General features: G+C 40.6%; 8 protein-coding genes. All 8 read left to right on the plus strand.

Annotated elements, in window-relative coordinates:
• Positions 1-142: 142 nt before the first annotated feature.
• The 8 genes from bhn_RS04270 (at position 143) to bhn_RS04305 (ending at position 13,421) form a co-directional block, all read left to right on the plus strand.
• Positions 143-2,626, plus strand: a complete 2,484-nt coding sequence (locus bhn_RS04270) for an MMPL family transporter (protein WP_071175523.1) — start codon at positions 143-145, stop codon at positions 2,624-2,626.
• A gap of 1 nt (position 2,627) precedes the next feature.
• Entirely contained in the window at positions 2,628-6,314 is a 3,687-nt protein-coding gene (locus bhn_RS04275; protein WP_071175524.1) for a hypothetical protein, read from the plus strand.
• An 85-nt stretch (positions 6,315-6,399) separates the two neighbouring features.
• Positions 6,400-8,271 carry a hypothetical protein gene (locus tag bhn_RS04280; protein WP_071175525.1) on the plus strand — a complete coding sequence of 624 codons (1,872 nt, stop codon included), beginning with the start codon at positions 6,400-6,402 and terminating at the stop codon, positions 8,269-8,271.
• Positions 8,272-8,418: 147 nt separating this feature from the next.
• A complete protein-coding gene (locus bhn_RS04285; RefSeq protein WP_071175526.1) occupies positions 8,419-9,339 on the plus strand; it encodes a hypothetical protein in 921 nt (306 codons plus the stop codon).
• Positions 9,340-9,343: 4 nt separating this feature from the next.
• The gene (locus bhn_RS04290) at positions 9,344-10,300 is read left to right on the plus strand and encodes a transglutaminase domain-containing protein (RefSeq protein WP_071175527.1); all 957 of its coding nucleotides are present in this window, start codon (positions 9,344-9,346) and stop codon (positions 10,298-10,300) included.
• Between the two features lie 12 nt (positions 10,301-10,312).
• Positions 10,313-10,708, plus strand: a complete 396-nt coding sequence (locus bhn_RS04295) for a hypothetical protein (RefSeq protein ID WP_071175528.1) — start codon at positions 10,313-10,315, stop codon at positions 10,706-10,708.
• Between the two features lie 92 nt (positions 10,709-10,800).
• Positions 10,801-11,853, plus strand: coding sequence for a substrate-binding domain-containing protein (locus bhn_RS04300; RefSeq protein ID WP_071175529.1), 1,053 nt, complete (start codon positions 10,801-10,803; stop codon positions 11,851-11,853).
• A 2-nt stretch (positions 11,854-11,855) separates the two neighbouring features.
• On the plus strand, positions 11,856-13,421 hold the full coding sequence (locus tag bhn_RS04305; RefSeq protein ID WP_161487294.1) for a glycosyltransferase family 39 protein: 1,566 nt from the start codon (positions 11,856-11,858) through the stop codon (positions 13,419-13,421).
• Positions 13,422-13,427: the final 6 nt, after the last annotated feature.

The following is a 13,427-nucleotide window of genomic DNA, read 5'->3' on the forward strand; positions in this document are numbered from 1 at the left end:
CCTCCGTCCCTAGGGCTCATTTTTGGCTTATATTGTTACAAAATGAATAAAGGTGTACAATATATGGTGTGTTGGTTAATATAATACCGCTGAGCGTCCTGCTGACGTTCATTATGACATTATCTTTATCGAGGGGGCAAAGATGAGTAGTAATGAAAAGACCGGCAATAGTTTTATGCTCAAGATCTGTACATTTATTGTAGATAAACGTAATCTTTTTTTCCTTATATATGCAATTGTCTGCATATTTTCAGTTATCGCACGAGGCTGGGTAGGAGTAGAAAACCAGCTTTCTAAGTATCTTCCCAAAACTTCAGAAACCTATCAGGGACTAGAACTTATGGAGGAGCAGTTTACGACTTATGGCTCTGCTAAGGTCATGGTTGCTAATATTTCCTATGATCAGGCTCTTCTCATACAAAAGGATATAGAAAAGATGGAAGGCGTATTTTCAGCAGAGATGGATGATACAGATGCTCATTACGCCAATGGTTCTGCACTTTTTAACATCACTTTTGACTATGACGAGACAGATGATCAGTGCCTAATTCTCTTAGATGAGGTAAAAGAGTATTTTGATAGCTATGATTATTACCTGACAACAACTCTTGGTGATACACAGTCTGAGCTTATTGATCAGGAAATGAATGTTATCTCAGTGATAGTAGTTATCGTAGTTGTTCTGGTACTTATTCTTACGTCTCAGGCCTATGCTGAAGTGCCGGTGCTTCTTTTGACATTTGGAAGTGCTGCTCTTGTTCAGATGGGCACGAATTTCCTTCTTGGAACAATATCTTTTGTCTCTAATTCAGTAACGATCGTGCTGCAGCTAGCGCTTTCCGTTGATTATGCAGTAATTTTCCTAAATAGATACAAAGAAGAACATGCAACGCTTAATCCTCGTGAAGCATGTATTATAGCTCTTTCCAAATCAATTCCTGAGATTACAGGAAGCTCCCTTACTACGATAGGTGGCCTTGTAGCCATGCTTTTCATGCAGTTTGGTATTGGCGCAGATATGGGAATAGTTCTGATCAAGGCTATTTTACTGAGCCTTTTGTCAGTATTTCTTTTGATGCCTGGAATTATCATGGTCTTTGCAAACCTTATGGAAAAGACCAAGCACAAAAACTTTATTCCACAGATTCCATTTGTTGGAAAATTCGCCTACAAGACAAGATATATCATTGCACCACTGTTTGTTGTAGTGATAATCATAGCCAACAGGATTTCTTCCAACACACCATACGTGTACGGCTACTCTCAGATTACTCCGCCCCTTACCAATGCAGTACAGGAGGCACAGAATCTGCAGGATGACAACTTTGCGTCTGACAATATGATGGCGCTTGTATTTCCTTCAGGGGATTATGACAAGGAAAAGAGGCTTATTGATGAGATTTTGTCTAATGGCAATGTGACATCCATAACTGGACTTGCAAATACAGAGGCTATAAACGGATATACGCTTACAGAGAAGCTATCTCCAAGGCAGTTTTCGGAGCTTTTAAATATTGACTATGAAGTAGCTGAGCTGATCTACGCAGCGTATGCTGTTAATGATGAGGAGTACGCCAAGGCTGTCAATGGCCTTGCCAACTACAAGGTTCCGCTTATCGATATGTTCATGTTCGTTTATGAAGAGGTAAAAGAGGGATATGTCACCCTGGACGACAATCTCATGAAGAAGCTAGAAGACGCCAACAGGATGATGAATTTTGCCAAGAAACAGCTTCAAGGCGAGGAATATTCAAGAATCCTGGTCTACGTAAACCTTCCTCAGGAATCTCCTGAGACCTTTAATTTTATCGGAACGCTCCACAAGATTACAGAGAAGTACTATGATGCAGACAAGATATACGTTGTTGGCGAATCCGTCAGCCAGTTTGATCTTAAGAAGTGCTTTGCCAGAGATAACACTGTAACTGGCGTCATTTCAATACTTGCGGTTCTTGTGGTGCTTCTTTTTACATTTAAATCGGCAGGTATGCCAGTACTCCTGATCGCAGTAATTCAGGGCTGTATCTGGATCAACTTTTCTATTCCTGCAATCCAGCATGACAACTTGTTCTTCCTGGGATACCTTATCGTAAGTTCAATCCAGATGGGTGCTAACATCGATTATGCCATCGTTATAGCAGGCAGATATACGGAGCTTAGAGGAACTATGGGTAAAAGAGATGCTATCATCGATACTATGAATCTTTCGTTTCCTACGATCATAACCTCAGGTACCATGTTGGCTGTTGCTGGCACTCTCATTGGTAAGATGACCTCTGATTGCGCTATTTATGGTATTGGAAAGTGTCTTGGAAGAGGAACTATTATATCAATCTTTGTCACCATGTTTGTTTTGCCACAGATATTGCTTGTGGGCGATAAAGTCATTGAACTTACAGCCTTTGTCATGAATATGCCGCTTCAAATTAAGCAGAGGACCGGAACAATGCGAATTGACGGCTTTGTAAGAGGTCGAATTGAAGGTAATGTAACGGGTATCGTTCATGGCGTCGTTAAAGGAAAGGTAAGTGCCTATATAGAAAATGGTGATATTACGTCCATGGAAGATGATACAGTGGATGTTGAAAACGGTGAATTCTACTACACAGAAGGGGAGGATATCTGATATGAAAAAGAGATTATGTATGCTCCTTTTGGGAATAGTTCTTTTTACTGAGTCGGTATTATCAGTATGCGCAGAGGAAAATGACGAAAAGCCCAGGACTTCAGGTGTATCAACAGGAACACAAACGGGAGCACTAGAAGAACAGAAAGATGTCGATGAAGACATAAGAGAAGAATTAAATGCTCTCATTCCCGAAGAAATAGAAGAAATAAAGATTGGAACAACCGAGGAATTCCTAGATTTTGCAGAAAAATGTAAGCTTGATACCTGGTCAGTTAACAAAAAGGTGATCTTAACAGAAGACATTTCACTTCTTGGAGTGTCTTTTAATGGAGTGCCAACTTTTGGCGGAGTGTTTGATGGACAAGGTCATAGCATAAGCGATATGGCTATTAAGAGCGATATGTCTTATGTAGCTCTTTTCTCAAATGTGCAATCTACGGGCGTCATCTCTGACCTTAATGTAAAGGGCACGGTAATTCCAGCAGGAAGCCAGATCATTGTAGGCGGAATCGTTGCAGACAACTATGGCCTTTTGAATAACCTTACATTTGAAGGCGTAGTTTCTGGCGATGACTATGTTGGTGGTATTGCCGGAATGAATGAGCTGACTGGTAATATAACAAACTGCTCAGTTACAGGATATATCAAAGGCGTTCACTTTGCTGGTGGTGTAGCTGGCGAAAATATGGGCAATATCTCTAAATGCATCAATGAAAGCGCGGTAAATACCACAAATGTAGATACTCAGATCACTATTGACAGCATGAACACGCTGAACAAAGTTCTTTCTATGATCAAAAACGGTGAAAGTAGCAGTGAAGAAGCAAGGGCTGACATTACAACCTCTGATATTGGAGGAATTGCGGGACTTTCTATCGGTATAATATCTGACTGCATCAATCAGGGACTGGTCGGATACGAGCATGTGGGCTACAACATCGGAGGAATTGCAGGAAGACAGTCTGGCTATGTCTATAGATGCACCAATAATGCAGTTATTCACGGAAGAAAAGATGTGGGTGGCATTGTAGGTCAGGCGGAGCCCTATGTTACTGTGGATCTTAGTACTGATGTGGCCTATCAGCTAAATGTGGCTATAAGTGAACTCCATGACAGAGTTACAACAACCCTTCAGGATACCAAGAAACAGTCAAATACCATTACCAACAGATTAAACGTAATTCAACAGTTTACGTCCAGTGCTATTGAAGATGTGAGATTTATAGCAAATGAGACTACAGACTTTGCAAATGGAGTATCTGGTGCTACTTCTGAAGCTTTTTCCAGAGTCCAGTACGTGATGGAAGAGTCATCCAAGGATGATGGACTTATGGATCAGACCAATGCTGCAATAGGCAATGCATCCGATGCAGCATCAAGTCTCAAGGACACTGTAAATGACCTAGGGCTTGAGCAGTATATGTCAGATCCTGATAAAAAGAAATATCAAGATGCCAAGGATACTCTGGAAATCTTGGCAAGTCAGTATGCAAATCTTTCTAGAGATGCAGGAACAGCATACTATAACCGCTATGTGGAACAGCATAGAGGTGATTATGGTGATACTACTGACCTGCAATATAGTATGCCTTTTGGAACGGATGTATCGACTGCTGAGAAGCTTGTTGAGTCCTATAATGTGACAGGAACCTGGAGACATAGTACTGATGACAGGCTTTTCCCAGATAATAATTCTACAGATGATAAAGATCTTAATTCTGCTGCACTTGCAGATGCAGAACCTAAGGCAGATGCCTATGCCAAAGCAAAATATAGAAGTCCTGTGGATGATCAGGAAGGTGCTCTTGCTTATACAAGAGATCTTAACGACGCTACAGAACAGGTAAGGAGCCTTACTATCTACTACCTTCCTTTTATGGCAGATGCAGCAAGAGGAGATGCCTTAAAGGCTATGGGGGCTATTGAGAGTGCAGCTGATAATCTTGAGTCTGCAGGAGATAGTGCACGTGGAATTGTTAAAAACCTTGCAGGACGTGGCGCTATCTCTTTTCCTCAGTTCAGCGCGCAGTACAAGGCTCATACAACCTCTCTTGCAGATAACATGCAGGGAATGAACGATAATTTTGGGCTTCTTAATAATGAGATGAATAGCGCTACAGGCGTCATCGTAGATGATCTGCAGGACATAGCAGACCAGTTTAATGTCATAATGAATCTTTATACTGACGCTATCGATGGCGTCTTGGAGATGGATTATTCCAACACCTTTGAAGATGTATCCCTTGAGGAAGCCCTTATCTGTACTGATGCAACCGTAGATAAGTGTATAAATTATGGCACAGTTTATGGAGATATTGATACTTCTGGTATAGCAGGTACCATGGCTATCGAGTATGACTTTGATGCAGAGAGCGATGTCACAGGAATTAATGATTCCAAGCTTAACACCTCTTTTATCTCCAAGTGTGTTCTTAGAGATAACAGGAATTATAGCACTTCTGAGGGTGAAAAGAGCTATATAGGTGGCATCTGCGGACTCCAGGAGATGGGAACTATCATAGGCTGTGCAAACTATGGTAATTTAAAATCCAATTCCGGTGAGTATGTAGGTGGCGTCTGCGGTAGCTCTTTGTCATACATTGTAAATTCAAGGTCCAAGGGAATCTTAAGCGGTGCTAGTTATGTAGGTGGAATTGTTGGAGACGGAACCAATATTCGTGACTGCGTATCCTTGGTAGATATCGAGGACACAGAGAGCTGGTATGGTGCTATCGCTGGTCATGTCAGTGATGAAGGTGAAGTAAGGAACAATTTCTTTGTCAGCGACGAGCTGGCTGGTATCGACAGAATCAGCTACTCGCTCAAGGCAGAACCGGTGTCCTACAACGACAATGGAATTCCATATGACATCACCAATCTTACAGTTACTTATGTAGTTGAGGATGATGATCTGGAAGAGGGCAAAGAGGTCATAAAGAAGGAAAGCAAGAAATTTGGCGATGGCCTTGATGAAGCAAATTACCCAAAGACCAACCCTAAAGAAGGCTTTTATGTCACATGGGATAAGCCTTTTGTTGATTCTCTTCGAACTGATCAGGTGATAACTGCTACATATCATAGATTTAGAACAACTATATCTGAAGCAAATGTGGGAGTTAGTGACGACTCTGTTTTTCAGAGTGAGCTTCTTGTGGATGGAAGCTTTAAGGCTGACGATAAGCTTGTAGTTGAAAGACAGAATTCTTTTGATGTAAAGAATTTCACAACAATCAAGGATTATGACGCAGATACTCTCAAAAACTACACCACGCTTAAGGTTACAATTCCTGATGATGGCGCCAAGGAGCATCAGATCAGATATAGGCCAAACAGCAAGGTCGTAGAAGAACTTGGTGAGTATGAAGTATATCTGGTCACAGCAGATGGCGAAGAACTTCTAGAAAAGACTGGTGAGATAGGTGACTACAGCACCTATGATATCGCTGGTAATGAGTTCACACTTAAAGTAAGATTTCCCAGAGCCAAGCTTGCGGTATCTTTGATTAAGTATGTCATTATCGCTATAGTTATTGCATGCGTTTTGCTTGTTTTACTTATTATATTTGCAATTATCCGAGGCGGCAAAAAAGCTCCTAAAATATTCAGATTCCTGGCTAAGAAATTGTCAAAGAAGATTGAGGATAAAGAGCAGATTTTCTATGATGATAGCGGGGATGACAAGTAACAAAAATTATCAAGTTTTGATTGAAAGTTTAGCCCCTTATTTGGTATTATATTAACAGTATTTATACTTGGATTGGGAGAGAGTAATGAAAAGGATTAGGGGCACAGCGCTTAAGCTTATAGTTGCAGCTATGCTGGCACTTTTTGTTTTGGGGAACGAAAGTGCGAGTTTATTCGTATTTGCTGAAGATGATGAGGCAGTTCTTGCTTCAACTGCAGCAAGTTCACGACCTGATGATGCATCAAATATAGGTTCTACAGAAACTGTCAAAAATGATGATGCGTCAAATTCAGGATCTACAGAGAATACCAAAAAAGATGATGCGTCAAATTCAGGATCTACAGAGAATACCAAAAAAGATGATGCGTCAAATCTAGGATCTACTGAAATAGTCAAAGATCAGAATCCAGACGATAATGTTAAAGATAATGAAAAAGAACCTGGTACAAATGGTGACGAGGGTAAAGTCCCTAATAAAGGTTGCAAACCTTCTAGCCCTGATAAGAGGGGGTATGATGTCTTCTTTTATCTGAAGAAGGATTCCTCTATTCCACAGGATTTTTATTCGCTGGATTATAGTGGCTTCGCAGATGGAATATATATATCCGGCGCATCAAAAAATAATATTAACTACGATTCTTTTATCTATGGCAGTGATGACGAGTCAACTATGGAAGAGGTAGATATTACAGTTAGGAATGCTGTTTATGATGCACTTTACAAAGTTCCTTCATTAGCTGAAATTGAGAGCGTATATCCAGAGTTTGATCCCAAGACTCAGTATATACAGTGGTATGTTATTAAATACGCAGGCTATGGAATTCAAGTTGATGGTGTTGTTAGAAGTAGAGTTAACTCTGTTTATCATGGCCCTGAGGGCTATGATCCTTCAACCAATCAGGGTATAACAACAGATCCGGTGGTAGAGCTGGAGCCTGATCTGGTATTTGAATTCCAGACACTTCCTGGAGATCCAGCAGACTATGAATTTGAATGTGATGGTGAAGAGCATATCATTGGTGGCGGATTCACTATTAATGTAATTGACAAGAACAACCCAAAGTCATTTTTTAAAAATGTTTATGATAAATTTGGAAATTATAAGATGACGGTCAGTGCCGGCAGTAACGGCGAAGGTACTACATTTGCTTATGGTGGCAAAGAGTACTGGGTTAACATTGATGCAGCTTACGCAGTTGTTAAGGCAACAACCCTTGATGATTTCAATGTATCTATTCCATTTGTTTACAATGGCAAGCCAATTGATGCCAGTCAGATAAGCGTTTTTAAGATAGATGACAATGGCGAAAAGGTTGCGCTTGGTACAGAGATCGTGACTAAGGTAGATGCTGGTAACAGTATTGTTACTGCAAGCCCTAAGAGGAGCATCACTATTGAAGCTGGATCTACAGTACAGAATGACAATGGTACAACACTTACAAATGATACTTATGAGATTGTTTCCGGATCACTTCAGCCAGGACACAAGATTACTAACATAGTGTTTAACGGAAGCCAGACAGGTGCCGGTGAATCTTCAAACGAGATCACATCCTGCACTATTCTTGATGAAGATGGCAATGATGTTACTTCCAAGTACAGAATATCATACAAGAAAGGTAAGCTGGTCTTGGTTGATCCAAATGCTACCATCAGTACTGGAACAGTTCAAAAGGAAGAGGTTGAAGCTAAGGAAACTGCTAAGAGTAAGGTTAATAGTACTGGAAATTATACATCTTCAGTTGTAGATGATAATGGCCAGACAATTGTCATCAACAAGCAGATCAGCTACGGTAATGATGGCAAAAAGGTTACGATTCCAGTAGTTCTCGGAGCTAGAAAAGGCGATACATCTGATAAGAGTATCAATAACATGAAAGCAGTATTCGTAATATTCTTAAGTTTAGCTATCATGTGCCTTACATTCAGAATAGATAAGAAAACAAAAAAACACTAAGAAATCATCCCATATCCCATGGATATGGGATTTTTTTGCATAAAAATATCAAAAAAGGTTAAATATTGCGGATTAATGCCGATATGTTTAGTAGGTGTATGTAGGTACATTATGCGCATTTTTAAATGCGGGATGGAGATAGATGTTATGAAAGCTATGTTAAAGAAAGTATTATGTGTGATCTTATCAGTATTGTTCGTAAGTTTACTTACAATCTGTGATTTCAAAGCTGTGACAGTACATGCTGCTGATGATCCTTACACAGCTCTTTCCAAGGCCACAAGAAAATATAATGGCGTAGATTATAGTGCTGAGTATAATCCGCTTTTTTATTACCTCAATTATCAGGATCTTCGTGATGCCTATGGAGCAGATGGTAACAAGTTGATCGAACATTATGCTGTTTTTGGTAAAAAAGAAAAGAGAGTTGCCAACAGACTTATTGGTGACAGTACAGAGTATGTAGTTCCTACAGGCGATCAGTCTGTGGTGGTTATTCCTAAGGCTAAGCACGGAAATGGTGGAATGACTTATGAACAGGAAGTTATAGCAAGAAGCTATGCCAAGCAGATCGCTGATGGAATAAATGCAGCGATAGAAGCTCAGGACTCTGCTAAGAGTTCTAAATCAAGCTCAAAATCAGACTCAAAGTCTAATTCCAAATCAAGTAAGAATAAGATAAAAGATGTTGAGAAGGTAGCTTATGCTGCTGGTGTTATCAAAGCATACTGCGATCTTGGAACATATACTACAGAAGGTAAGATCTATAGGACAGCATATGGCGTATTTGTAGGCGGTGAGTATTCTTGTGCAGGCGCAACAAGAGCACTGGGACTTGTTCTTGATTATCTCGGGATCACATGGGTTCACAAGAATGCAAATACATGGAATGATCAGTGGTGTCAGGTAATCGTTGATGGCAAGGAAGGTTATGCTGATGCTATCACAGCTACAGCTGGTTATGGCAAGCATCCAAACGAAGGCGGAAGTGAAAAAGATGCTGTATCCTATGCAAAGGTTAGAAAGCTCTTTGAAGTGGCTTCACAGAGACCGGTAACAAGAGATTAACGATATGAGAAAAAAACTATTAGCTTTAATAATTGTCTTTTTACTGACTATAGCTGCATTTCCTGTAGATGCGTGTGCAAGCGGAACTACTACGATCGATGCTACTACATTCAGAGGAAATACCAAGATAACACAGATCCACATTGGAAGCGACGTTACGGAAATATCATCAAGCGCTTTCAGGGGACTTGGACATCTTCAGTCTATAACAGTCAGTGAAAAAAATAACTTCTATTCTTCCTATAGTAATTGCCTCTATAACAAGAACATGACAGAGCTTATTTGTTTTCCGGCAGCTCTTAAGAGCGCTTATATCCCAGAGACAGTTACATCAATAGGAGATTATGCTCTAAATGGCGTAGCTGAGGACTTAAAAAATGAAATCAGAGCCGTCGTAGAAGCACAGGCAGCAAACAACCTCATGGAATGGGAAGTTCCGGGAGATCATTTTATCCACACGGAATATGGCGTTAAGTGGCGTACGGCAGACGGAACACTATATGAGCCAGATACAGACATCAAGAAGCTGGTGGCTTCAATACTTGAAGTAAGCTGTGACAGCGGCATGACTCAGGTCCAGCAGCTTGAAAAGAGCTTTAACTACGTAGTAAATGCACTTGTTTACGAGAGAAAGCTTGATGTGCCTGTAGGTTTGTGGACAGAGAGCTATGCGAAAGAAGCTCTTTTGACAGGAAAAGCAAATTGCTACGGCTATGCAGCAACCTTCGCCTATGTGGCAAAAGGGCTTGGCTTTGAAGCCAGAGTCTGCACTGGAACTGTTCAGTCAGCACTTGGTGGCAAGACTCCGCACGCATGGACAGAAGTTAAACTTGGTGATAAATGGTATATCTTTGATACTGAGATGCAGGATGCCAAGGGAAGCGGCTATTACAAGCAGACCTACGATACATATCCTGCAAAGCCAATTGAAAAGCAGGCAAGTATCACAGTATTTTATTAAGGGGAAGTTTTCATGAGGAAATTCACAAAAATAGCCATGATCATTGTGGGTACGGCGCTTGGTATCTTCATCTTTAATCTGGTGCTGTACGCAAATAACCCAGGCTATAGGCGTGCGCTTGGCGGCATGGTTGAGGAAAAGAGCTATGACCAAGGCGTAGCAGCAAGTGATGCCACGGCGCAGACTGCTGAAAACAGTGTAAATGCAGAGGAGAGTGTAAGCGAAGCTGCTCCTGTTGCAAGCTCTAAAGTAGAAGATATGGTACCTGACGCTAGGGCAGAGGAGAGAACTTTAGAACCTGAGTCGGAAGAAAAGGTAATAGTGGATAAAACATATCATGAGGATTGCGGTACCGGAAAAGGGTACTGGGTGATCACATATTCTGATGGATCTGTAGGGCTTGAATGAGCCCTACTTTTTTTGCGGTCAATTTCAAATTCAATGATCTGTTGACGATTTATGATATAATATTTCCGGTGTTCAATTGTGGGAGGAAAATTATGAAAAGATCATTGGTTAGTTTACTGGCCGTATTTGTTTTGTCGGCCACGGTACTAGCTGGTTGTGATAAAGGATACGATCAGAATGGGGTTGAAAGATCAGCCACAGAAGAGAGCGTAAATTTAGCTGAAAAAAAAGTTGGCGTATGCATATATCAGTTTTCGGATACATTCATGAGTCTTTATCGTGAGGAACTTGGAAAGGCGCTGGTGGATTCAGGCTTTTCAAAGGATAACATAATGTTTTTTGATGGCTTCAATGATCCTGATCTTCAGATATCCCAGGTTCGAAGGATGATAGATGAAGGGGTAGATGTGCTGATAGTTAATCCTGTCAGCAGTGCATCAGCAGAGGCTATTACTGATATAGCTGTTGAGGCTGATGTGCCACTGATCTATATCAACCGTGAACCAGCTGCAACAGATGAAGCCAGATGGGAAGAGAATGAATGGAATGTGACCTATATCGGATGTGATGCCAGACAGTCTGGAATGTATCAGGGTGAGATCATTTCTGACCTTGGGATGAGCATAGTTGATACAAATGGCGACGGTGTGATCCAGTATATGATGATTGAGGGCGATCCGGAAAACATAGATTCACAGTTCCGCACGAAGTATTCAGTTGAGATGCTCTCAGATGCAGGATTCAAAATGGAATGTGTCAGTGATGAGATTGGCTATTTTCATAGAGATACAGCTAATCAGATAATGGGAAAAGCTCTTGCAGAAGGAAGTCATCTGGAAGTTGTTTTTTGTAATAATGATGCTATGGCCCTTGGAGTAATGGATGCACTGGGGAACTCTGACAAAAAGGCTGGCAAGGACATTTTTATTGTTGGCGTAGATGGCCTCGAGGAAGCATTGCAGAGAATCATTGATGGTGGACTTGCAGGAACAGTCTTTAATGATTATGCTCAGCAGGCTATATCTACAGCTGAGGCGGCTAAGAAGTTTGTGTCTGGTGAAAGTAATGATCACTATATCGCCTGCCGTTATATAAAAGTTACAGCAGAAAATGCTGATAAGATCTTAGAAGAAATAAAGGAATGATCATGGAAAATAGTTTAAACAAAAGCGTATATATCAAGTCAGTTATTGCCATTTTCATAATGGCTATCATAACTGCTATATTACAGGGAAATCCCTACACATCAGTAGAGGTAGGAGCGGACAGACAGCTTCAGATAGTTTTGTTTTTTGCCCTTGCACTCGGGTCAGTTGGACTTTGTTATAGAGAGTACCTTGCAGGAATCCTTACTACTGAAAAGAAGATTGTTTGGATCGTGTCCTTTGGTACACTTGTAAGGATGTTCTATGTTCTTTTTATGAATATATGGACCCTTCAGAATGACGGAGGAGTATTTACCGGATTTGGAACTCCTGACATCAATAATGGGCATATTGGTTATATCGAGTACATTTACAAGTTCTTCCATTTGCCAGACATGGATCCATACGAGCACTTTGGATACTATCATCCACCGCTTCACCACATTATAGAAGCTGTGTGGCTTACTATTCAGAGAGTTATCGGAGTTCCTGAAGCACTTGCTTTTGAAAATCTTCAGGTTCCAACACTTATCTATTCAGCTCTTTGCATGGTCGTTATGCTCCATATCCTTGAAGAAAGCGGCGTCAAAGAAAAGTATCTTTTATATGGACTTATGCTCTTTGCTTTCCATCCTAGAATGATGGTACTTGCTGGATCAGTCAACAATGATATCCTGGCTCTTTTGCTTCTCCTTACAACTATCTGGAGAACTCTTGCATGGATCAGGAAAAAGAGCTACTTAAACATTATATTGATCGCACTTTCTCTTGGCTTTGGAATGCTCAGTAAGCTTAATACAGCTATCTGTGCTTTTTCAATAGCGCTTGTTTTCCTGTGCTACCTTATCTACTGCATCAAGGATGGAAACCTTATAGAGCTTAGAGATTGTCTCATTCAGTATGTGATATTTGCAGTAATCGCAATCCCTATTGGACTTGCTTATATTGTTAGAAATATTCTGCTTTTTGGTGAGAAGCCTGGAATCCCATCACCAGCTCTTATTCCTAATGAGTCTGTGATGTTTACAGGTGATTACTCAGTTTGGTCAATTATCGGAATCCCATCTATATGGGATCTCCACGTGGAATTCCCATTCCACCCTTTAAGTGCCAAGGCTATTCATAACACGTGGGTAATCCTTTTCCAGACAGGTCTTTTTGCTGAAGCATTTCCAACTGAAATAAATGACTATCTTCTTTCATTTGCTCAGATAGCCTATGTTGCATCAATTCTGCTTGCAACAGTTACAACTGTAGTCTTTATTGTCAGCTATTTTATTAAGCTCAAGCAGAATCAGAGCATGAGACTTAAGACGACATTTTTACTTTTTACATATATCTTTATGCTTGTTAGCTTTAGCTTGTATGTGTTCAAGTACCCATATACCTGCAGCAGTGATTTTAGGTACATGACTGCTTCGCTGGTATTTACATCACTTGGATTTGTAGTAGTTAACGAAGGCTTTGATGGCATGTTCACCCGCTGGGTAAAATATATCACAAACTTCGCTATGGCCATGACGCTTGGTTGCTCCATGATCGTGTACATGTTCTGGGATCTGCACTAAGAATAT

The sequence above is a fragment of the Butyrivibrio hungatei genome, from assembly GCF_001858005.1.
GTDB classification, from domain to species: Bacteria; Bacillota; Clostridia; order Lachnospirales; family Lachnospiraceae; genus Butyrivibrio; species Butyrivibrio hungatei.

Excerpts from the sequence above, each read along its gene's own strand:
- bhn_RS04280 (WP_071175525.1), top strand. The coding sequence starts at position 6,400 with ATGAAAAGGATTAGGGGCACAGCGCTTAAGCTTATAGTTGCAGCTATG.
- bhn_RS04285 (WP_071175526.1), top strand. The coding sequence starts at position 8,419 with ATGAAAGCTATGTTAAAGAAAGTATTATGTGTGATCTTATCAGTATTG.
- bhn_RS04290 (WP_071175527.1), top strand. The coding sequence starts at position 9,344 with ATGAGAAAAAAACTATTAGCTTTAATAATTGTCTTTTTACTGACTATA.
- bhn_RS04295 (WP_071175528.1), top strand. The coding sequence starts at position 10,313 with ATGAGGAAATTCACAAAAATAGCCATGATCATTGTGGGTACGGCGCTT.
- bhn_RS04275 (WP_071175524.1), top strand. The coding sequence starts at position 2,628 with ATGAAAAAGAGATTATGTATGCTCCTTTTGGGAATAGTTCTTTTTACT.
- bhn_RS04300 (WP_071175529.1), top strand. The coding sequence starts at position 10,801 with ATGAAAAGATCATTGGTTAGTTTACTGGCCGTATTTGTTTTGTCGGCC.
- bhn_RS04305 (WP_161487294.1), top strand. The coding sequence starts at position 11,856 with ATGGAAAATAGTTTAAACAAAAGCGTATATATCAAGTCAGTTATTGCC.
- bhn_RS04270 (WP_071175523.1), top strand. The coding sequence starts at position 143 with ATGAGTAGTAATGAAAAGACCGGCAATAGTTTTATGCTCAAGATCTGT.